Annotated in this window: 23 protein-coding genes; 18 read left to right on the forward strand and 5 right to left on the reverse strand. The window is 60.3% G+C overall.

Annotated features, from left to right (window positions below; all coding sequences use genetic code 11):
* Nucleotides 1–70 precede the first annotated feature (70 nt).
* Genes mpl through PMI18_RS28640 form a run of 3 tightly spaced genes read left to right on the forward strand, consistent with a single transcriptional unit; the run spans nucleotide 71 to nucleotide 2,326 of the window.
* The gene (mpl, locus tag PMI18_RS28650; protein ID WP_007894342.1) at nucleotides 71–1,420 is read left to right on the forward strand and encodes a UDP-N-acetylmuramate:L-alanyl-gamma-D-glutamyl-meso-diaminopimelate ligase; all 1,350 of its coding nucleotides are present in this window, start codon (nucleotides 71–73) and stop codon (nucleotides 1,418–1,420) included.
* The gene (ubiX, locus tag PMI18_RS28645; protein WP_007894343.1) at nucleotides 1,417–2,049 is read left to right on the forward strand and encodes a flavin prenyltransferase UbiX; all 633 of its coding nucleotides are present in this window, start codon (nucleotides 1,417–1,419) and stop codon (nucleotides 2,047–2,049) included. The genes mpl and ubiX overlap by 4 nt, the downstream gene beginning before the upstream one ends.
* Nucleotides 2,042–2,326, forward strand: coding sequence for a YceK/YidQ family lipoprotein (locus tag PMI18_RS28640; RefSeq protein ID WP_007894344.1), 285 nt, complete (start codon nucleotides 2,042–2,044; stop codon nucleotides 2,324–2,326). The genes ubiX and PMI18_RS28640 overlap by 8 nt, the downstream gene beginning before the upstream one ends.
* Before the next feature lie 138 nt (nucleotides 2,327–2,464).
* On the opposite strand, the gene PMI18_RS28635 is transcribed toward PMI18_RS28640, so the two are convergent.
* From PMI18_RS28635 to PMI18_RS28625, 3 genes are all read right to left on the reverse strand, one after another.
* The gene (locus PMI18_RS28635) at nucleotides 2,465–3,106 is read right to left on the reverse strand and encodes an oxidoreductase (protein WP_007894345.1); all 642 of its coding nucleotides are present in this window, start codon (nucleotides 3,104–3,106) and stop codon (nucleotides 2,465–2,467) included.
* 27 nt (nucleotides 3,107–3,133) lie between these two features.
* The gene (locus PMI18_RS28630) at nucleotides 3,134–4,849 is read right to left on the reverse strand and encodes a C13 family peptidase (RefSeq protein WP_007894346.1); all 1,716 of its coding nucleotides are present in this window, start codon (nucleotides 4,847–4,849) and stop codon (nucleotides 3,134–3,136) included.
* Between the two features lie 114 nt (nucleotides 4,850–4,963).
* A complete protein-coding gene (locus PMI18_RS28625) occupies nucleotides 4,964–5,419 on the reverse strand; it encodes a MaoC family dehydratase (RefSeq protein ID WP_007894347.1) in 456 nt (151 codons plus the stop codon).
* Between the two features lie 193 nt (nucleotides 5,420–5,612).
* On the opposite strand from PMI18_RS28625, the gene PMI18_RS28620 reads away from it, so the two are divergent.
* From PMI18_RS28620 to PMI18_RS28610, 3 genes are read left to right on the forward strand one after another with little or no spacing between them, the layout of a single operon-like run.
* Complete coding sequence (locus PMI18_RS28620; RefSeq protein WP_007894348.1) at nucleotides 5,613–5,975, forward strand: CidA/LrgA family protein; 363 nt, start codon at nucleotides 5,613–5,615, stop codon at nucleotides 5,973–5,975.
* The gene (locus tag PMI18_RS28615; protein ID WP_007894349.1) at nucleotides 5,972–6,688 is read left to right on the forward strand and encodes an LrgB family protein; all 717 of its coding nucleotides are present in this window, start codon (nucleotides 5,972–5,974) and stop codon (nucleotides 6,686–6,688) included. Before PMI18_RS28620 ends, PMI18_RS28615 begins: the two co-directional genes overlap by 4 nt.
* A gap of 10 nt (nucleotides 6,689–6,698) precedes the next feature.
* Complete coding sequence (locus PMI18_RS28610) at nucleotides 6,699–7,289, forward strand: LON peptidase substrate-binding domain-containing protein (protein WP_007894351.1); 591 nt, start codon at nucleotides 6,699–6,701, stop codon at nucleotides 7,287–7,289.
* Nucleotides 7,290–7,391: 102 nt separating this feature from the next.
* On the opposite strand, the gene PMI18_RS28605 is transcribed toward PMI18_RS28610, so the two are convergent.
* Together PMI18_RS28605 and PMI18_RS28600 are read right to left on the reverse strand one after the other, a co-directional pair.
* Nucleotides 7,392–8,708, reverse strand: a complete 1,317-nt coding sequence (locus PMI18_RS28605) for a bifunctional DedA family/phosphatase PAP2 family protein (protein ID WP_007894352.1) — start codon at nucleotides 8,706–8,708, stop codon at nucleotides 7,392–7,394.
* Nucleotides 8,709–8,899: 191 nt separating this feature from the next.
* Nucleotides 8,900–9,598, reverse strand: coding sequence for a DNA-3-methyladenine glycosylase (locus PMI18_RS28600; protein ID WP_007894353.1), 699 nt, complete (start codon nucleotides 9,596–9,598; stop codon nucleotides 8,900–8,902).
* 189 nt (nucleotides 9,599–9,787) lie between these two features.
* Here PMI18_RS28600 and PMI18_RS28595 point away from each other — a divergent pair, with 189 nt between their 5' ends.
* From PMI18_RS28595 to lipA, 12 genes are all read left to right on the forward strand, one after another.
* On the forward strand, nucleotides 9,788–11,059 hold the full coding sequence (locus tag PMI18_RS28595) for a glutamate-5-semialdehyde dehydrogenase (protein ID WP_007894354.1): 1,272 nt from the start codon (nucleotides 9,788–9,790) through the stop codon (nucleotides 11,057–11,059).
* Between the two features lies 1 nt (nucleotide 11,060).
* Entirely contained in the window at nucleotides 11,061–11,750 is a 690-nt protein-coding gene (gene nadD / locus PMI18_RS28590; protein ID WP_007894355.1) for a nicotinate-nucleotide adenylyltransferase, read from the forward strand.
* A 72-nt stretch (nucleotides 11,751–11,822) separates the two neighbouring features.
* Nucleotides 11,823–12,317: a ribosome silencing factor gene (gene rsfS, locus PMI18_RS28585; RefSeq protein WP_007894356.1), complete on the forward strand. Its 495-nt coding sequence runs from the start codon at nucleotides 11,823–11,825 to the stop codon at nucleotides 12,315–12,317.
* 9 nt (nucleotides 12,318–12,326) lie between these two features.
* Nucleotides 12,327–12,794: a 23S rRNA (pseudouridine(1915)-N(3))-methyltransferase RlmH gene (gene rlmH / locus PMI18_RS28580; protein WP_003185785.1), complete on the forward strand. Its 468-nt coding sequence runs from the start codon at nucleotides 12,327–12,329 to the stop codon at nucleotides 12,792–12,794.
* Between the two features lie 10 nt (nucleotides 12,795–12,804).
* Nucleotides 12,805–14,700 (forward strand): penicillin-binding protein 2, encoded by a 1,896-nt coding sequence (gene mrdA, locus PMI18_RS28575; protein WP_007894374.1) that lies wholly within the window; start codon nucleotides 12,805–12,807, stop codon nucleotides 14,698–14,700.
* A gap of 31 nt (nucleotides 14,701–14,731) precedes the next feature.
* Entirely contained in the window at nucleotides 14,732–15,835 is a 1,104-nt protein-coding gene (rodA, locus tag PMI18_RS28570; RefSeq protein WP_050548126.1) for a rod shape-determining protein RodA, read from the forward strand.
* Nucleotides 15,836–15,852: 17 nt separating this feature from the next.
* Nucleotides 15,853–16,863, forward strand: a complete 1,011-nt coding sequence (gene mltB / locus PMI18_RS28565) for a lytic murein transglycosylase B (RefSeq protein ID WP_007894384.1) — start codon at nucleotides 15,853–15,855, stop codon at nucleotides 16,861–16,863.
* On the forward strand, nucleotides 16,863–17,873 hold the full coding sequence (locus PMI18_RS28560) for a septal ring lytic transglycosylase RlpA family protein (RefSeq protein WP_007894385.1): 1,011 nt from the start codon (nucleotides 16,863–16,865) through the stop codon (nucleotides 17,871–17,873). Before mltB ends, PMI18_RS28560 begins: the two co-directional genes overlap by 1 nt.
* Before the next feature lie 181 nt (nucleotides 17,874–18,054).
* Entirely contained in the window at nucleotides 18,055–19,212 is a 1,158-nt protein-coding gene (locus PMI18_RS28555) for a D-alanyl-D-alanine carboxypeptidase family protein (protein WP_007894387.1), read from the forward strand.
* Between the two features lie 80 nt (nucleotides 19,213–19,292).
* Nucleotides 19,293–19,568 carry a DUF493 domain-containing protein gene (locus PMI18_RS28550; RefSeq protein WP_007894389.1) on the forward strand — a complete coding sequence of 92 codons (276 nt, stop codon included), beginning with the start codon at nucleotides 19,293–19,295 and terminating at the stop codon, nucleotides 19,566–19,568.
* On the forward strand, nucleotides 19,568–20,215 hold the full coding sequence (lipB, locus tag PMI18_RS28545; protein ID WP_007894394.1) for a lipoyl(octanoyl) transferase LipB: 648 nt from the start codon (nucleotides 19,568–19,570) through the stop codon (nucleotides 20,213–20,215). Before PMI18_RS28550 ends, lipB begins: the two co-directional genes overlap by 1 nt.
* Nucleotide 20,216: 1 nt before the next feature.
* On the forward strand, nucleotides 20,217–21,239 hold the full coding sequence (gene lipA, locus PMI18_RS28540) for a lipoyl synthase (protein WP_007894397.1): 1,023 nt from the start codon (nucleotides 20,217–20,219) through the stop codon (nucleotides 21,237–21,239).
* Nucleotides 21,240–21,300: the final 61 nt, after the last annotated feature.

The raw sequence follows: 21,300 nt of genomic DNA on the forward strand, positions 1-21,300 counted from the left end.
TGATTTCAAACTCTGAGTGCGATTTTTCCCTCCCTACGCTAACCTGCGGCCATGTTTTACGAGGTCGACTATGCACATTCATATTCTTGGTATTTGCGGCACTTTCATGGGTTCGATGGCGGTTCTGGCCAAAGAGCTGGGCCATCACGTGACGGGCTCCGATGCCAACGTCTATCCGCCAATGAGCACTCAGCTGCAAGCCCAGGGCATTGAGTTGACCCAAGGTTACGACCCGGCGCAGCTCGATCCGGCCCCGGACCTGGTGGTGATCGGCAATGCCATGTCCCGCGGCAACCCGGCCGTCGAATACGTGCTGAACAAGGGCCTGCCGTACGTCTCCGGCCCGCAATGGCTTGCCGATCACGTGTTGCAAGGCCGCTGGGTGCTGGCGGTTGCCGGCACTCACGGCAAAACCACCACCAGCAGCATGCTTGCCTGGGTCCTGGAGCACGCGGGCATGAGCCCGGGGTTCCTGATCGGCGGCGTGCCGCAGAATTTCTCGGTGTCGGCGCGTTTGGGCGGCACGCCGTTCTTCGTGATCGAAGCCGACGAATACGACAGCGCGTTCTTCGACAAGCGCTCGAAATTCGTTCACTACCGTCCGCGCACGGCGATCCTGAATAATCTTGAGTTCGATCACGCTGATATCTTCCCCGATCTGCCGGCCATCGAGCGGCAGTTCCACCATTTGGTTCGGACCATCCCGAGTGAAGGCCTGGTGATTCATCCGACCACCGAGCCGGCCTTGCTGCGCGTCATCGAAATGGGCTGCTGGACCCCGGTGCAAACCACCGGTGCCGGCGGTCAGTGGCAAGTCAAACTGCTCAGTGAAGACGGTTCGAAATTCGAAGTAATGTTCGAAGGCGCCGTTCAAGGCGTGGTCGAGTGGGACATGACCGGTCAACACAACGTCGCCAACGCCTTGGCCACCTTGGCCGCTGCGCGTCACGTCGGCGTAGTACCGTCGATGGGTATAGCGGCACTGAGCGCGTTCAAAAGCGTGAAGCGCCGGATGGAAAAAGTCGCGGAAGTCCGTGGCATCACCATTTACGACGATTTCGCTCACCACCCGACCGCCATCGCCACCACCCTCGACGGTCTGCGCAAACGTATTGGCGATGCGCCGCTGATCGCGATCATCGAGCCGCGCTCCAACTCCATGAAGCTCGGCGCTCACCGCGATGGCTTGCCGGAAAGTGTGGTCGATGCCGATCAGGTGATCTGGTATTCGCCAGCCAACCTCGGTTGGGACCTGGGCGCCACTGCGGCGTTGTGCACCGTGCCGTCGATCGTCAGCGATTCGCTGGAAGGCATCATCGAGCGCGTGAAGAGCCAGGCTCAGCCCGGCACTCACGTGGTGATCATGAGCAACGGCGGCTTCGGCGGCCTGCACGGCAAATTGGCCGAGGCGCTGCAATGAACAACGGTCCGGAACGCATCACGCTGGCGATGACCGGCGCTTCGGGCGCCCAGTACGGCTTGCGCCTGCTCGACTGCCTGGTGCGTGAAGACCGCGAGGTGCACTTCCTGATTTCCAAGGCCGCGCAACTGGTGATGGCCACCGAGACCGATGTCTCGCTGCCGTCGAAACCGCAGATGATGCAAGCCTTCCTCACTGAATACACCGGCGCCGCCGCCGGGCAGATTCGGGTATATGGCAAGGAAGACTGGATGTCGCCGGTGGCTTCGGGCTCTGGCTCGCCAGCGGCGATGGTGGTGGTGCCGTGTTCCACCGGAACCTTGTCGGCTATCGCGACCGGGGCCTGCAATAACTTGATCGAACGGGCGGCCGACGTGACCTTGAAGGAGCGCCGCCAGCTGATTCTGGTACCGCGCGAGGCGCCGTATTCGAGCATTCATCTGGAGAACATGCTCAAGCTGTCCAACATGGGCGTGACTATTCTGCCGGCGTCACCGGGCTTCTATCACCAGCCGCAGACCATTGATGACTTGATCGACTTTGTCGTGGCGCGAATTCTCAACTGTTTGAATATCCCGCAAGACATGCTGCCGCGTTGGGGCGAACACCATTTGAGCAGTGATGAATAAGCTGCTGATTATCCTGCTGGCTTTGCAATTGGCGGGCTGCGCCACCGCGCGCACCCTTGATGCGGCCAAGCCTGGAGCGCCGGTGGTGTATTCGGGGACGCGTCTGGATTTGTATGCGCTGAATGGCGGCTGCTGCGCCATGGACAGATTTGGCGCCGAAGCGCCGAGTTATCCGGCTGTTGACCTGCCGGCCAGTGCATTGCTCGACACACTGCTGTTGCCGCTGTCGTTGTTGACGGTGATTGGCGTGAGTTTTCAAGCGACTGGCGGATTGTAAAAAGCCCTGTGGCGAGGGGGCTTGCCCCCGTTGGGTCGCGCAGCGGCCCTCCGTTTCTTCAGCTGCACTGAATCGCCTGGATTTGCGGCTGCTTCGCAGCCGAACGGGGGCAAGCCCCCTCGCCACAGGTCCGCTGAATTACTTGCCCAATTTGCGCAACTCATCCGACTCGACAATCCGCACGCCATCCTGCTCTTCCAGCGCCAGGCGCCACATGGCGCGGGCCAGTTGGCAGGCTTCGATGCCGTGGTATTTGCCCGGAATCAATTTCGACAATGGGCCGGCAACCCGCTCGCCCAGTCGCGGCTCGACGCGATCGCCCAGCAACAGCGAAGGCCGGCAAATGGTCAGCTGCGGCCAATTCTGAGCGCGCAATGCGTGTTCCATCTCGCCTTTGACCCGGTTGTAGAAAATCGAGGATCTGCGATCGGCACCCAAGGCGCTGATCACGATCAAGTGCCGTGCGCCCATTTCCCGCGCACGTTTGGCGAAGGCCACGACCATGTCCAGGTCCACCGCGCGAAACGCTTGCTCGGAGCCGGCCTGCTTGATCGTGGTGCCGAGGCAGCAGTAGGCAATGTCGACGCGACCGTTCAATTGGGGCAAAAACACCGCCGGGTCGCCAACCGGGTTTTCCAGGTGAGGATGCTCGGCCAGTGGCCGGCGTGAGGGGGCTAATACCCGTGTAATCGTTGGCTCGTTGAGTAGACGGTCAAGCAAATGTTCACCGGTTAACCCGGTAGCTCCGGCAAGCAATACATGCTGAGGCGTCAAGTACATAGTCATTCCCCCTTGATACTATTCAGCTTAGTTGCTCTTTTCATCCTTGCTGATAGAGACACTTTGCAGTGCCTTTCGTGCCTGTTGTTTACGCAACAACTGCCAATGACTGAGAACGGTTTTCGGCGCCCAGATCTGTGGCTCGGAAGCTTCGAAGCTGTCGGCCAGTTCACGCTCGGCCACGGTGGCGCTGGCCAGTTTGAAGGCTTGCTCCAGATCGTCGGTCTGGTTCAGCGCCTGGGCGAACAGCGCGTCGCCGAAATAAGTGAAGTTGGCTTCCTCCGAACATCCAAAGGACACTCGATCGGCGCGCGAAGCGGTCATGATCAGGGTGCGTTCGTCCTTGAGAGCGGGGATGAAACCACCGGAATAGCAGGATGAAATCACGATGATCTTGTCACGCTTCTTCAGGGGGGCGAGGACGGCGGCGAGCTCATCGGCCGGCAGGTCGGCCAGTTCCATGCGGGGCTGGTCGAGCACCAGTTCGTGTTCACTGGAGCCGTGGCTGGTCAGGTAAATGAACAGCAAGTCTTCCGGGCCGCTGCGTTCGGCCAGGGTCTGGGCGGCGCGGCGCAGGTTTTCCCGAGTGGCCATCGGCCGGTCGCCCAGGTGGTCGCGATGGTTGACCAGGCGGATCTGGCCGAAGGCGCCGAAACGGCTGGCGAGCATGTTGGCGACGTAGTCGGACTCGCGCAGGAACACGCTCTGCTTGCCGTCGCCGCCCAGGGTCAAGGTGTACAGTTCGACCGCCGGGGTCGAGGCCGGGACGTTGGCCAGTGCATCGTCGAGCAAGCGCCCCTGGGCCAACAAGCCGAGTTCGAGAGGGTCGGGCAGCAGCTTGCCGTCGGCGTCGCGCACGCGCTGACTATTGACCCAGGTGCCGCTCTGCACCGTGCCATCGGTCAGCACCAAAGTACCTCGGCCCTGATAGTTGTCGCCATCGAACTGGCCAACATAGAAACTGCCATCGGCCAGGTTCAAGCGACCCTGACCGGTGAAACGCCAATCGCTGAAGTGACCGATGTAGTGACTGCCATCGGCACCAATCAGCTCGCCCTTGCCGCTGAGCACGCCTTCCTTGAACTGACCGAGCCAGACATCGCCATCGGCGTTCTCGTAGCGGCCCTTGCCGTGCAGTTGATTGTTCTTGAAACCGCCGACATAGATATCGCCATCGGCGCTGTTAAAGGTGCCATTGCCTTCCAGCTGGCCGTTAACGAAGTGCCCGGTGAACTGATTGCCGCTGGCATCGCTGCGCTGGCCTTCGCCGTTGGGTTTGCCGTGGGCGAATTGACCCTGGTACTGGCTGCCGTCTGCGAGTTCCAGACGACCGAGCCCTGAATATTGATCGGCCTTGAATTCGCCGCGGTAAGTCATGGCGTTTTCTTTGAGGGTGCCTTCACCGTCGCGTCTGCCCGCCTTGAAACCGCCGGTGTAGCTGCTGCCAGTGGTGGTCAGCGTGCCTTGGCCGTCGAATAGCCCTTGCTGGAATTGCCCGCGATAGACCTCGCCATTGCTGCCATGCCATTCGCCCTGGCCATGCCATTGGCCTTTGTCGAACTGGCCGGCGTACCAACTGCCGTTCGGGTAATCGATGCGGCCTTCACCTTGCAGCAAACCATTGACCAGATCACCGCGATAGCGTCCGCCGTCCGGCAGGCGGGCATCGGGGGGCAACAGCGATTCGCCATCGCCGCAAGCGGTGAGCAGCAGGGTCAGAGCAAGGAGTGCAAGTGGGCGCATAGCGGGATCCGGGCAATTAGGCGACCGAGTATGCCGCAGCTATGTGTCGCATTTATAGAGACACGGCACAGACACGGCGCGAAACAGCGTGAGCTGCTTCGCATCCGGGATGCTTTACACGAAGCAGAGGGACAGTGGCTCGGCGATATATGCCGGTTTGTCCGACCCTTCGATTTCAAGCGTGGCGGTTGCCTTGAGCAACCATTGGCCGGGTTTCTTCTCGATGACGTCGTTCATGTCAACCTTGAGTCGAACCCTGGAATTGACCTTCACAGGCTGGATGAAACGCACGCTGTCCAGACCATAGTTGACTACCATCTTTGCGCCTTCGGGCAGGATGAGGATGTCTTCCATCAGTTTGGGGATCAGCGACAACGACAGGAAACCATGGGCGATGGTGCTGCCAAAAGGTGTTTGCGCGGCTTTGACCGGGTCGACATGGATGAACTGATAATCACCTGTGGCTTCTGCGAACAGGTTGATGCGTTCCTGGTCGATGGTGAGCCATTCGGAACGTCCGAGTTCCTTGCCGACATAATCTTTGAGCTCTGCAACTGGAACATAGGGCATTGAGACTCTCCTTGGGTCATCGGTTTTATAGTTTTCGGGTGGGGGGATTTGACCTCCCTGCGAACCACTTTAGATCAACATGGCAAATTGCTCCGGTCAACTGTCCATGCTTTTGGCGAATGCCGATTCATAGCGTTGGCGTGCTTATAATGCCGGGCCCCTTCTTTGTGGGGAACGCGCGCGGGAGGTGTGGATGTTGTTACGTGGCCTGACTTGGCTGGTGCTGTTTCAATTGCTTGGCACCGCCCTCAATCATCTGTTTTTGCCGGTACTGCCGGGGCCGATCATTGGCCTGTTGCTGTTGCTGGGATATCTGATTATCCGCGGTCAAGTCGGTGAACCCCTGAACCTCGCTGCCAGCAGCCTGTTGCGTTACCTGCCGTTGCTGCTGGTGCCACCGGCCGTGGGCGTGATGGTTTACGCCGCCGACATTGCCGCGGATTTCTGGGCGATCACCGGTGCGTTGGTGTTGTCGCTGCTGCTATCGATGGCCTTCGCCGGCGTATTGATGCAGCGCCTGGTCAAGCCTCACGCTCATCATGAGGACGACCAATGATTTTCGATTGGCACGGCGCCTGGGCGTCGGTGATTCATCATCCATTGTTCGGTATCGGCATTACGTTGGGCGCGTATCAATTGGTGCTGGCGGCATACGAGAAAACCCGCTGGATTTTTCTGCAACCAGTTCTGGTCTCCATGTTGCTGGTCATCGTTGTCCTGGTGGGTTGCGGCCTGAGCTACGCCGAATACCGCAAGAGCACCGAGATCCTCAGCATCTTGCTCGGGCCGGCCACTGTTGCGCTGGCGGTACCGCTGTACCTCAACCTGCGACGGATCCGGCAGTTGTTCTGGCCGATATTTACTACGCTGGTGATAGGTGGTGTAGTCGCCACGGGCATGGGGGTGTTGCTGGGCTGGTGGTTCGGTGCCGAACACATGATCCTGATGACCATGGCGCCCAAATCGGTCACCTCGCCGATTGCCATGCTGGTGGCGGAGCAGATTGGTGGCGTCGCGGCGTTGGCGGCGGTGTTCGTGTTGATTACCGGAGTGATTGGGGCGATCTTCGGGCCGAGTCTTTTGACCCGCCTCGGTGTCCACAGCCCGGAGGCCCGCGGCATGGCCCTGGGCATGACCGCCCACGCCGTCGGCACTTCGGTGGCCTTGCAGGAAAGTGAAGAGTGCGGTGCCTTTGCGGCACTGGCGATGAGTCTGATGGGCGTGGCCACGGCGGTGTTCCTGCCGTTGGCGGTGTCGATGGTGGTGTAAGGAAATGTCTATGAGTCTGCCGCTTTTTCCGCTGAACACGGTGTTGTTTCCGGATTGCATCCTCGACTTGCAGATCTTCGAGGCGCGCTACCTGGACATGATCGGTCGCTGCATGAAACAGGGCGGCGGCTTCGGCGTGGTGTGCATCCTCGACGGCGAAGAAGTCGGCATCGCCCCCGAAGGCTACGCACGGGTGGGGTGCGAGGCGCTGATCACCGACTTCCACCAGCAGGACAATGGCCTGCTGGGCATTCGGGTGAAGGGCGGGCGGCGTTTTCATGTGGTGCGCACCGAGGTGCAGCGCGACCAGTTGATCGTTGCCGACGTCGAGTGGCTGGAAGACGAGCCCGAGCAACCGCTACAGGATGAGGACGCCGACCTGGTCGCGCTGCTCAAGGCTTTGGCGGAACACCCGATGGTCGAAGCGCTGAGCATGGGCACCGAAGCGACGGGGCAACAGTCGCTGGCCAACCAGTTGGCGTATCTGTTGCCGTTTGCCGAGGTGGACAAGATAGACCTGCTGCAACTTGATGATCCGCAGCAGCGCCTGGATGCGATTCAGGCGTTACTGGATGAGTTGCAGGGTGAGTTGTTTACCTGACGTGCGCTAAAAAGATCGCAGCCTTCGGCAGCTCCTACATTAAATTGGCGTACACCCTGTAGGAGCTGCCGAAGGCTGCGATCTTTTGATCTTTTGATCTTTTCAGTACGCGTATCTCAACATCGCATGCGGCATATGCCTCAATACAAAGAAACCGAACAACGCCACCAACGACGGCAGTACCAGCCACCAGATTTTCGGTGGCATGGCGTTGAGCGTTGACTGACGCTGACTCAGCCACAGGCTCGCCGCACACACGCACGCCGCCAACATCGCGCCGGCCAGTACATCGGTCGGCCAGTGCGCACCCAGGTACACCCGTGACAAGGCAATCATCAGCGCCGGCAAGCAGCCCACCAATAACCAGGTCAGGCGCATGCGCGGCGGTTGTCCGCGCCCGGCCAGCACCGCGAGCGTCAAGAACAATGCGAAAGAGCCCGAGGCATGGCCGCTGGGCATGCTGTAGCTGGTCAGTGGATCACTCAGCACTTCCGGGCGCACGCGGGCAAAAAAGTGCTTGGTCGCGGTGTTGCCCAGAGCGGTGAACAGCAGGGTGCAGCCGGCGAAGAGCGCGTGTCGCCATTGTCGTGTCAGCAACAGCAAGACGGTCAGCAGCGCGCTGAGCATAAACATGTTGCGGAATTCGCCAATCAACGTGAACACCACCGCCACTTCATCGAGCGCCGGGCTGCGGTGTTCCTGTATCAGGGTCATCAATCCTTGGTCGAGGGCGGTCAGGTGCGGATAGCCAATGAACAGACCGATCAGGATCGACAGGCTCATGCTGCTGATCCAGATGGTCGCCCGGCGATGGCGGCGCAGGCTGCTGTTTGCGCTCAGACCGACCATCACCGCAATGCTGCCGGCGACAATCCCGGCTTCAAGCCAGAAACCTTCCGGCAATGGCAGGCGGATTGCCGCCCCGGTGGCCCAGCCCGGCAGGAGATAGGCGAGGCTCCAGCCCGCGGCAGCCAACAGGCTGACGACGGCGAAGCGCGGGAAGGGCATGTCGCACATCCCGGCAACCATCGGTAGCATCGGCCGCAAGGGGCCGATAAAGCGGCCGACCAACAGGCTGGCGATGCCATAACGCTGGAAATACGCCTCGGCCCCGGCCATCCATTCCGGATGATGGCGCAATCCCGGCAGGCGACGGATGTTCTGGTGGAAATGTCGTCCTAAAAAGTACGAAACGATATCGCCCAGCACGCCGCCGAGGAAACCCAGTAGCAGCGTTTCACCCAATGACAATGCGCCACTGCCGGCCAGCACCGCCACGGCAAACAGCAAAACTGTGCCGGGCACGATCAGTCCGGCAATCGCCAGGCATTCAATGCAAGCCACTATGAACACTGCCGCGGCCAACCACTGCGGATTGACCGTCAGCCAACCGGTCACGCTATCGAGCCATGGGCCCATAAAAACAACTCCATCTGATTCAATTGGCCCTTGGTGGGCGAACACAATTTAAACAACACCATAAAACCCTGTGGGAGCGGGCTTGCCCGCGATGGCGCCGGGACAGTCAGCATTGATGTCGACCGGTATGGCCCTATCGCGGGCAAGCCCGCTCCCACAAGGATCTCCTTTGCATCAAGATTCAGCAGCTGTCAGGACAACAAAAAATAATCGCGCCCTTCGACTTGTCCCCGGCGCAATGGGTTGCGCGTGCAATAAGGCGCATAAGCCGCATCGACGAAACGGTACATCAAATGTTCGTCGCGCCCGTGGGGAATGCCCAGGCGTGTGGTCTGGATGATGTGGCCGGGCGCTGGCCCGACATCTTCCACCAGCAGCACTTCATGGTCGAAGCGTTTGGCGTCCCAGACTGGCACCTTCAGCCCCAGTGCCTTGCAAAGCAGCGTCTGCCCGGCACACAGCTTTTGCGAGGGGCGAGGGCGGCCCCGGGCATCGGGATTGTTCAATAGCATTTGCGCCAGGCTCGCCGGCCCGCTCAGTTCGTCGACCCATGGATAGGCGGATTTGATCAACACTGCGTTGCCGGGGCCCTGAGCGCTGAAGTTCAACGAATCGCCGCCGCGGGCGTAATACATATAGATGTGGCCGCCATCCAGAAACAAAGCCTTACGCTTTTCTGTGTAGCCAAGGGAGGCGTGGCTGCCTTTTTCTTCGCAGTAATAGGCTTCGGTTTCGATGATCCGGGCACTGAGCCACAGGTCGCCGACCTTATGGCGGATGATTTTGCCCAGTAAATCCCGGGCCAGCGTTTGGGCGTCGCGGTCAAAAAATGCATCCGGCAGCCCCGTGGGCTGGCGCGTAGTGGATGCAGAAACAGGCAGGTTGGTCATGATGAACAGCGTTTATCAGGGCTGATTGAGTCGTGATGATAACAATATGCAACTTAATCACGGCTGAACGTCGGCAAATTGCCCTCCATTTCGACCATCCGCCCGTCACCGCTGTTAGTCCCGGGACGCGACAGCTATAATCTGCCGCTTTACTCTTTACCAAGACCTTAGCAAAGACCATTGCAGACCATGACTGAGTCCGTTCTTGACTACATGACCCGTTTGGGTCGCGCCGCCCGCGAAGCTTCCCGCGTGATCGGCCGTGCCAGCACCGCGCAGAAAAACCGCGCCTTGCAGGCGGCGGCCAATGCACTGGACGCTGCACGCGCCGAACTGACGGCTGCCAATGAACTGGATTTGGCCGCCGGCCGCGCCAACGGTCTGGAGCCTGCTCTGCTGGAACGCCTGGCACTGACCCCGGAGCGCATCGACGGCATGATCGTCGGTTTGCGTCAGGTCGCGGCACTGCCGGACCCGGTGGGTGCGATCCGCGACATGAGTTATCGCCCGTCTGGTATCCAGGTCGGCAAGATGCGCGTGCCATTGGGCGTGATCGGGATCATCTACGAATCACGGCCGAACGTGACCATCGATGCCGCCAGCCTGTGCCTTAAGTCAGGCAACGCGACCATCCTGCGTGGCGGCTCCGAGGCGATTCATTCCAACCGTGCCATTGCCGCCTGCATCCAGCGCGGCCTGGCCGAGGCCGGTCTGCCGGCCGCCGTAGTGCAAGTGGTCGAAACCACCGACCGTGCTGCTGTCGGCGCATTGATCACCATGCCGGAATACGTCGACGTTATCGTGCCCCGCGGCGGCCGTGGCCTCATCGAACGGGTCAGTCGCGATGCCCGCGTGCCCGTGATCAAGCACCTGGACGGCATTTGTCACGTCTACGTCAGCGCCCACGCCGATCTGCCGAAAGCCCAGCGCATTGCGTTCAATGCCAAGACTTACCGTTACGGTATCTGTGGCGCCATGGAAACCCTGCTGGTGGATCAGGCAGTCGCCAATGAGTTTCTGCCGTCGATGGCTGCCCAGTTCCGCGAAAAAGGCGTCGAACTGCGTGGTTGCGAACGCACCCGGGCAATCATCGAGGCTGTTGCGGCCACTGATGAAGACTGGCACACCGAATACCTGGCGCCGATCCTTTCGATTCGCGTGGTCGACGGTCTGGATCAGGCCATCGAGCACATTAACAAGTACGGCTCCCATCACACCGATTCGATCGTCAGCGAAAACCTGGCCGACACCCGGCGTTTCGTGGCTGAAGTCGATTCGTCTTCGGTAATGATCAACACGCCGACGTGCTTCGCCGATGGCTTCGAATACGGATTGGGTGCCGAGATTGGCATTTCTACTGATAAGCTGCACGCCCGCGGCCCGGTGGGCCTTGAAGGGCTGACCTGCGAGAAGTACATCGTGGTCGGTGACGGTCAGTTGCGCGGCCAGGAGTCGGTCTGACTTGGGCGACTTCGACCCGTCAGTCCAAGTGACCGCCAGCGAGCCCCAGCCTCGACGCATTGGCGTGCTGGGCGGGACCTTCGACCCGGTGCACATCGGCCATTTGCGCGGTGCATTGGAAGTCGCCGAATCGCTGGCGCTCGACGAGTTGCGTCTGACACCCAGTGCCAGGCCGCCTCATCGCGGCACGCCGCAGGTGTCGGCGAAGGACCGTCTGGCGATGGTCAAGTGCGCGGTGGCCGGTGTGCCACCGTTGGTGGTGGACGCCCGCGAATTGCAGCGGGACAAACCGTCCTACACTATCGATACCCTGGAACTGATGCGCGCCGAATTGGCCGCCCCAGACCAGGTTTTTCTACTTTTGGGCTGGGACGCATTTTGCGGCCTGCCCACTTGGCACCGCTGGGAAGAGTTGCTCCAGCATTGCCACATCCTGGTGCTGCAACGCCCGGATGCCGACAGCGAACCGCCGGATGCCTTGCGCAATCTGTTGGCGGCACGCTCGGTGAGCGACCCGCTGGCCCTCAAAGGGCCGAGCGGACAGATTGCATTCGTCTGGCAGACGCCGCTCGCGGTATCCGCCACCCAGATCCGTCAACTGCTGGCCAGCGGTAAGTCGGTACGTTTCCTGGTGCCCGACGCGGTCCTGGCCTACATCGATGCGCACGGACTTTACCGTGCGTCGAACTGAAGAAGGGTGCGCTTCAAGGCACGTGAATGCGTGTATCGAAGCGCCCGAACATACGAGCAAAACGAGTTTTATATGACTGACAAAGACGTAAGCAAAGTAAAGCGCAAAGGCACGTTCAAGAGCGCCCCGCTGCCAGTAGAGGCCCCCACCGGACCGGAGCTGCGCGGTGAAGAGCTGGTCAAGGTTGCCGTAGCGGCCCTGGAAGACGTCAAGGCCCAGGACATTCAGGTGATCGACGTTCGTGAAAAGCAGAGCATCACGGACTTCATGATCATCGCGACCGGTACTTCCAACCGCCAGATCGGCGCGATGCTGGACAAGGTCCGCGAGGCCGTCAAGGCTCAGGGCGTCAAGCCGCTGGGTGAAGAAGGCAAGGGTGACAGCGACTGGGTGTTGCTGGACATGGATGACGTCATCGTGCACATGATGACTGCTTCGGCTCGTCAGTTTTACGACCTGGAGCGTCTGTGGTCTGGTGCAGAACAGAGCCGTGCTCTGAACGCGGCTCACCACAGCCCGGAAAACACCCACGAGCATTTCATCAAGCTCAACAAAGACCAGCAATAAGGGAACGCTGTGCGACTGCGACTGATCGCCGTCGGTTCACGCATGCCCAAATGGGTGGAAGAAGGCTGGCATGAATATGCCAAGCGTCTTCCGTCCGAGCTGGCGCTGGAACTGGTGGAAATTCCGCTCAACACTCGCGGCAAGAACGCCGACGTGGCGCGCTTTATCCGTCAGGAAGGCGAAGCCATGCTGGCCAAGGTCGGGCCGAATGAGCGCATTGTCACCCTCGAAGTCCACGGCAAGCCCTGGAGCACCGAGCAACTGGCGGTCGAACTCGATCGCTGGCGGCTGGACTCGCGCACGGTGAATTTCATGGTCGGCGGCCCCGAAGGGCTGGCGCCGGAAGTCTGTGCCCGGGCGGATCAACGCTGGTCGTTGTCACCGTTGACGTTGCCGCACCCGCTGGTGCGGATTCTGATCGGCGAACAGCTGTATCGTGCCTGGACAGTGTTGTCCGGCCACCCTTACCACAAGTAGTTCTGCCCTCATGCCCCAGCCGATCCGTATCAAGGACCACGAAAAAGACGCCCGTCTGGTGCGTGGCCGCGTCGTGTTCGGGGCAATTGCAGTGGTGGCGCTGATTGGCGTGCTGATCGCGCGGCTGTATTTCCTTCAGGTGATCCAGTACGAGTACCACTCGACCCTCTCGGAAAACAACCGCGTCCATGTACAGCCGATTCCGCCGACTCGCGGGTTGATCTTCGACCGCAATGGCGTGGTGGTGGCCGACAACCGGCCGAGCTTCAGCCTGAGCATGACCCGCGAACGCTCTGGTAACTGGCAGCAAGTGCTCGACGTGATCGTTGAAGTGCTGGAGCTGGCGCCCGAGGACCGGGTGATCTTCGAGAAGCGCATGCGTCAGGGGCGCCGACCGTTTGAGCCGGTGCCAATCCTGTTCGAGCTGACCGAAGAGCAGATCGCCCGCATCGCGGTGAACCAGTTCCGCCTGCCTGGTGTGGAAGTGGTCGCGCAGCTGGTACGGCATTACCCGCAGGGCGCGCACTTTGCGCACTCGGTGGGTTACATGGGGCGGATCAACGAGAAAGAGCTGAAGTCGCTCGATCCGGTCAATTACAGCGGCACCCACCACATCGGCAAGACCGGCATCGAGCGGTTCTATGAGCCCGAGCTGCATGGCCAGGTGGGTTACGAGGAAGTCGAAACCAACGCACGAGGCCGCGTATTGCGTGTGCTCAAGCGTACCGATCCGATTCCCGGCAAAGACATTGTCCTGAGCCTGGACATCAAATTGCAGGAAGCCGCCGAAGCCGCACTGGGCGGTCGCCGTGGCGCGGTGGTGGCGCTGGACCCGAAAACCGGTGAAGTGCTGGCGATGGTCAGTCAGCCGAGTTTCGACCCGAACCTGTTCGTCACCGGCATCAGCTTCAAAGCCTATTCCGAGTTGCGCGATTCCATCGACCGGCCACTGTTCAACCGTGTGTTGCGCGGTCTGTATCCGCCGGGCTCGACGATTAAACCGGCGGTGGCGATTGCCGGTCTGGATGCGGGCGTGGTTACGGCGTCGACCCGGGTCTACGATCCCGGTTATTACCAGTTGCCCAACTACGATCACAAATACCGTAACTGGAACCGTACCGGCGACGGCTACGTGGATCTGGACACGGCGATCATGCGCTCCAATGACACCTACTTCTATGACCTGGCCCACAAGCTGGGGATTGATCGGTTGTCGGCTTACATGAGCAAATTCGGCATTGGTCAGAAGGTCTCCCTCGACATGTTCGAAGAGTCGCCGGGGTTGATGCCTACCCGGGAATGGAAGCGCGCGACCCGTCGTCAGGCCTGGTACCCGGGCGAAACGCTGATTCTCGGGATCGGTCAGGGCTACATGCAGTCCACTCCGTTGCAGTTGGCGCAGGCCACGGCGCTGGTGGCCAACAAGGGTGTGTGGAATCGTCCGCATTTGGCCAAGACCCTCGAAGGTGCGAAGCCGGTGGACGAAAATCCGATGCCGGACATCATTCTGCGCGACCCGTCGGACTGGACCAAGGTCAACCACGGCATGCAGCAGGTGATGCACGGTGCCCGCGGTACGGCGCGCAAGGCCTCCATCGGTGCTCAATACCGGATTGCCGGCAAAAGTGGTACGGCCCAGGTGGTCGCGATCAAGCAGGGCGAAAAGTACGACCGCTCCAAGGTTCAGGAGCGTCACCGCGACCACGCCTTGTTCGTCGGCTTCGCGCCGGCCGACAACCCGCAAATCGTGGTGTCGGTGATGGTCGAGAACGGCGAGTCCGGTTCCGGCGTCGCCGCGCCAGTGGTGCGTCAAGTCATGGACGCCTGGCTCCTGGACCAGGACGGTCGACTGAAAGCCGAATACGCCAGCCCTATCAGTGCGGAGGCTACGGCCCGTGAAGAGTAATTTCGATCGCATCCTCTCCAGCGAGGATGTGATGCGTCGCCGTGCGACGCTGTTGCAACGCATGCACATCGACGGCCCATTGCTGATCCTGCTTCTGACCCTCGCGGCCGGCAGCCTGTTCGTGCTGTATTCGGCCAGCGGCAAAAGCTGGGATCTGCTGGCCAAGCAAGCCACTTCCTTCGGCATCGGCCTGGTGTCGATGATCGTCATCGCCCAGTTCGAGCCGCGCTTCATGGCCCGTTGGGTGCCGGTCGGTTATGTGATCGGCGTGCTGTTGCTGGTGGTGGTGGATGTCATGGGCCACAACGCCATGGGTGCTACGCGCTGGATCAACATTCCCGGGGTGATCCGCTTCCAGCCCTCGGAATTCATGAAGATCCTGATGCCGGCAACCATCGCCTGGTACCTGGCCAAGCGCTCCTTGCCGCCACAACTCAAGCATGTGGGCGTCAGTCTGTTTCTGATCGGGTTGCCGTTCATTCTGATTGTGCGTCAGCCCGACCTTGGCACTTCGCTGCTTATCCTTGCCGGTGGTGCGTTCGTTCTGTTCATGGGCGGCCTGCGCTGGCGCTGGATTCTCAGCGTGATTGCCGCGGCGGTACCGGTGGCGGTCGGCATGTGGTACTTCATCATGCACGACTACCAGAAGCAGCGAATCCTGACCTTCCTCGACCCCGAGAGTGATCCGCTGGGCACGGGCTGGAACATCATTCAGTCGAAAGCGGCCATCGGTTCCGGCGGCGTGTTTGGCAAAGGCTGGTTGCTTGGCACTCAGTCGCACCTGGACTTCCTGCCGGAAAGCCACACCGACTTCATTATTGCGGTGATGGGCGAAGAGTTCGGCCTGGTGGGCATCTGCGCACTGTTGCTGATTTACCTGCTGTTGATCGGTCGCGGGTTGGTGATTACCGCCCAGGCTCAGACATTGTTCGGCAAATTGCTCGCGGGCAGCCTGACCATGACGTTTTTTGTTTACGTTTTCGTCAACATCGGTATGGTCAGTGGCCTGTTGCCGGTTGTAGGGGTGCCGTTGCCGTTCATTAGCTACGGAGGAACTTCGCTGGTGACGCTTCTGTCAGCGTTTGGGGTTTTGATGTCGATCCATACCCATCGTAAGTGGATCGCACAGGTTTGAATAAGGTGAAGATTTCAATGCAAGTAATGCGTGGCTGGGCGACTCGATACGCACCATGGGTCGGCTTGGTAAGCATCCTTGGTACCGCGCAGCAAGCGTGGGCCGGCGATTACGAAGGCTCACCCCAGGTGGCCGAGTTCGTCGGTGAAATGACCCGCGACTATGGCTTTGCCGGTGAACAGCTGATGGGCGTGTTCCGCGAAGCCGAGCGCAAACAGTCGATTCTGGACGCGATCTCCAAACCCGCCGAACGGGTTAAACAGTGGAAAGAATATCGTCCGATGTTCATCACCGATGCGCGCATCGCCCGTGGTGTGGACTTCTGGCGTCAGCACGAAGCGGCCCTGGCCCGTGCCGAGCAGGAATACGGCGTGCCGGCGCAGGTGATCGTCTCGATCATCGGCGTCGAGACCTTTTTCGGTCGCAATACCGGCAATTTCCGGGTAATCGATGCCTTGTCGACCCTGGGTTTCGACTATCCTCCCCGTGCCGAATTCTTCCGCAAGGAATTGCGTGAATTCCTGCTGCTGGCCCGCGAGGAGCAGGTCGACCCGTTGACCCTCAAAGGCTCCTATGCCGGGGCCATGGGCTTGCCGCAATTCATGCCGAGCAGTTTTCGTGCCTATGCGGTGGATTTCGACGGTGACGGCCACATTAATATCTGGACCAACCCGGTTGATGCCATCGGCAGCGTCGCCAGTTATTTCAAGCGTCACGGCTGGGTCGCCGGCGAACCTGTGGTCAGCCGCGCCGATGTGCGTGGCGATCAGGTAGACGAGGGTTTGACCGCTGGCATTGAACCGACGAAAACCGTCGGGGAGTTGCGGGCGCTGGGCTGGTCGAGTCATGATGCGCTGCGCGATGATATGCCGGTCACGGCTTTCCGCCTGGAAGGTGACAATGGCCCCGAATACTGGATGGGCCTGACGAATTTTTACGCAATCACGCGTTATAACCGCAGCGTGATGTACGCCATGGCCGTACATCAACTGTCTGAACAGCTGGTCCAAGCACGGGGCGTCAAGTAATGCGGGCATTGCCTATGAATAAACCCCTGAAGCTCATGGCGTTCGCCGCGTTGACGGTCCTGGTCGCCAGTTGTTCGACCAGCCGCGCGCCGGCTCAGAAGTCTCCGACCGCCGTTCGTTCGGCACCAGGCCTGGATATCAACCGGGCTCACAAGGATGGCGCACCCTGGTGGGACGTCGACGTAACGCGCATTCCAGATGCCACGCCGACCCTGCACAGCGGTCCTTATAAAGCCAACCCGTACACGGTGCTGGGCAAGACATATTTCCCGATGCAAGAATCCAGGACCTACGTGGCCTCGGGCACTGCGTCCTGGTACGGCACCAAATTCCATGGCCAGAACACCGCCAACGGCGAAGTGTATGACCTGTACGGCATGAGCGCAGCGCACAAGACCCTGCCACTGCCCAGTTACGTTCGGGTGACTAACCTGGACAACAACAAGACGGTCATCCTGCGGGTCAACGACCGTGGGCCGTTCTACTCGGACCGGATCATCGACTTGTCCTATGCCGCGGCCAAGAAGCTCGGCTATGCCGAAACCGGTACGGCGCGGGTCAAGGTCGAAGGCATCGACCCGCAGCAATGGTGGGCCGCCAAAGGTCGCCCGGCGCCCTTGATGCTTAACGAGCCGAAAGTCGCACAAAATAGCGCCCCGGTGATGACGGCATCGGCCGGCACCGTCGAGCAATGGACGCCGCCGCCGCAGCAACACGCCGCGGCCGTAGTGCCCGTGCAGATCGATGCAAAAAAAAACGCTTCTGTACCAGCCTCTGGCCAGTATCTGCAGGTGGGCGCGTTCGCCAACCCGGACGCTGCAGAACTCCTGAGATCGAAGCTCAGCGGGATGGTGAGCGCTCCGGTGTTCATCAGCTCGATCGTGCGTAACCAACAGACACTGCATCGGGTGCGCCTGGGGCCGATCGGCTCGCCGGGTGAAATCCAGCAGGTGCAGAACAGCGTGCGGCTGGCCAATCTCGGTTCGCCGAGCCTGGTCAGCGCCGAGTAATACGTAGTACTTGATTGACGGTTCGCTTGCAGTTTGGGGGGCGAACCGGGTTGTTGGCTCGTGAAGAACAAAAGCCCGGCAAGGGTTACAGAGTGAGCAACTGAACACGCGACAGCTTTTTAGAGAGCTGTCTGATTAGTTTTGCCCTAGGGCAGTTTCCATTAGCGATTTCGAGAGACGGATGAACATCACCACCTTTGCCAAACGCCTGTGCCTGCTAGTCCCGCTGCTCCTCTCGCCTGCCGCATTCGCGGTCGAGATGATGCCGTCGCCACCGCAACTGGCCGCCAAAGCCTACGTACTCATGGACGCCAGCAGCGGCAACGTGCTGGTAGAGAACAACGGTGACCAGCGTCTGCCGCCGGCCAGCCTGACCAAGCTGATGACCGCGTACATCGCGACCCTGGAAATCCGTCGTGGCCAGATCGGTGAAAATGATCCGGTGACCGTCAGCGAAAATGCCTGGCGTACCGGCGGTTCGCGGATGTTCATCAAGGTTGGCTCGCAGGTTACTGTCAGCGACTTGCTGCACGGCATCATAATTCAGTCGGGTAACGACGCCAGTGTTGCGCTCTCCGAGCACATCGCCGGCAGCGAAGACGCGTTCGCCGACATGATGAACAAAACCGTGGCCGACCTGGGCATGACCAACAGCCATTTCATGAACCCGACCGGTCTGCCAAACCCTGAGCACTACTCGTCGGCTCACGATATGGCCGTGCTCGCACGCGCGATCATCCACGAAGACCCGGCTCACTATGCGATCTACTCGCAGAAAGAGTTCTTCTGGAACGGCATCAAGCAGCCTAACCGCAACCTGCTGCTGTGGCGTGACAAGACCGTCGACGGTCTGAAAACCGGTCACACCGACGAAGCCGGCTACTGCATGGTGTCTTCGGCTGTACGTGATGGCATGCGCCTGATCGCAGTGGTGTTCGGCACCAACAGCGAAGTGGCTCGCGCGTCTGAAACCCAGAAGCTGCTGACTTACGGTTTCCGCTTCTTCGAAACCCAGACCTTCTATCAGAAAGGCGCCGAGCTGGCCCAGGCACCTGTCTGGAAAGGCACCACCAATCAAGTCAAGGCCGGCCTGGCTCAAGACCTGACCATGACCCTGCCAAAAGGCCAGCTGAAAAAGCTCGCCGCCAGCATGACCATGACCCCGCAACTGGTCGCGCCAATCGCCAAGGGCGATGTGATCGGTAAAGTCGAAGTGAAACTGGACGACAAAGTGGTGCATAGCGCCGACCTGATCGCTCTGGACGCGGTTGACGAGGGTGGTATCTTCCGCCGCATGTGGGATAGCATCCGTCTATTCTTCTACGGCTTGTTCAACTGAATTAGTGTGGACCTGCATGGCCCCGTTCCAATCCGGAGCGGGGCCATGTCCGTTGCCACGGCTTACGAGGCCGTTACGCCATGACAGAAACTGAAGTAAAGGCGCCAAAAATCGAATTCCCCTGCGCGGATTACCCGATCAAGGTAATCGGCGACACCGGCGTGGGTTTCAAGGACAAGATCATTGCGATCCTTGAGAAACACGCGACCGTTGACCACAACACCTTTGCCGAACGGCAGAGTACCAACGGCAAGTACACGACCATCCAGTTGCACATCATCGCCACCGGCCAGGAACAGCTGTACGACATCAACAGCGAGTTGCGGGCTACCGGTTTCGTGCACATGGTGTTGTGATGCCTGGCACGCTGGGCTTTCGCGAACTCGGTCAGATGGCTTACGAGCCGGTCTGGCATGCCATGCAGCGCTTCACCAACGAACGCGGCAGTGATGCCGCCGACGAAGTCTGGCTGGTGGAACATCCGCCGGTGTTCACCCAGGGCCAGGCCGGCAAGGCTGAACACTTGCTGCTGCCAGGGGACATTCCGGTGGTGAAGGTCGATCGCGGTGGTCAGGTGACTTACCACGGTCCCGGCCAATTGGTGGCCTACCTGTTGCTGGACGTGCGCAAGCTGGGGTTCGGCGTGCGTGATCTGGTCAGCCGTATGGAACAATGCCTGATCGAGCTGCTGGCCAGCTACGGCGTGACCGCGGTGGCCAAGCCGGATGCACCGGGTGTCTATGTCGATGGCGCGAAAATCGCTTCTCTGGGTCTGCGGATCCGCCACGGTTGCTCCTTTCATGGCCTGGCCTTGAACGTGGATATGAACCTGGAACCGTTTCGACGGATTAATCCCTGCGGCTACGCCGGGCTGGCAATGACCCAGCTGCGCGATCACGCAGGATCGATTGAATTTGCCGAGGTAAGTGCCCGGCTGCGCGCGCAGCTCGTCAAACACCTCGACTATGCTGAGCAGACGACCCTAACGGGCGGAATCGACTGATATGACTACTGATGCAGTGCAAACCATGATCCCGACGCTCGATGTCACCGAGCGTCCGGCCCCGCGTGCCAAGGTTGAAGCCGGCGTCAAGCTGCGCGGCGCCGAGAAGGTTGCACGCATCCCGGTGAAGATCATCCCGACCACTGAACTGCCGAAGAAACCCGACTGGATTCGCGTGCGCATCCCGGTTTCCCCGGAGGTCGACCGCATCAAGGCTCTGCTGCGTAAACACAAGCTGCACAGCGTGTGCGAAGAGGCGTCCTGCCCGAACCTGGGCGAGTGCTTCTCCGGTGGCACCGCGACCTTCATGATCATGGGTGACATCTGCACCCGTCGCTGCCCGTTCTGCGACGTTGGTCATGGTCGTCCGAAGCCACTGGACGTCAACGAGCCGCAAAGCCTGGCCATCGCCATCGCCGACCTGAAACTCAAGTACGTCGTAATCACCTCGGTAGACCGCGACGACCTGCGTGACGGCGGTGCCCAGCATTTTGCCGATTGCATCCGCGAAATCCGCAAACTGTCGCCGAACGTGCAGCTCGAGACCCTGGTCCCGGACTACCGTGGCCGCATGGACGTCGCGCTGGAAATCACCGCCGCCGAGCCGCCTGATGTGTTCAACCACAACCTGGAAACCGTGCCTCGCCTGTACAAGGCCGCGCGTCCGGGTTCGGATTACCAGTGGTCGCTGACCCTGCTGCAACGCTTCAAGCAGATGATGCCGCACATTCCGACCAAGTCCGGTTTGATGCTGGGCCTGGGCGAAACCGATGAAGAAGTCATCGAAGTCATGAAGCGCATGCGCGAACACGACATCGACATGCTGACCCTGGGCCAGTACCTGCAGCCGTCCCGCAGCCACTTGCCGGTCCAGCGCTTCGTGCACCCGGACACCTTCGCCTGGTTCGCCGAGGAAGGTTACAAGATGGGCTTCAAGAACGTTGCTTCCGGTCCGCTGGTACGTTCGTCGTACCACGCCGACGAGCAGGCGAAACTGGTCAAGGCCGAGCTGATGTCGTCCTGATCCTGCTTTAGGAAAAAGAACGGGCCCGCAAGGCTTTCCAGGCCTTGCGGGCGTTTTTTTG

Origin of the sequence: Pseudomonas sp. GM102 (genome assembly GCF_000282555.1) — a bacterium.
In the GTDB taxonomy this organism is placed as follows: Bacteria; Pseudomonadota; Gammaproteobacteria; order Pseudomonadales; family Pseudomonadaceae; genus Aquipseudomonas.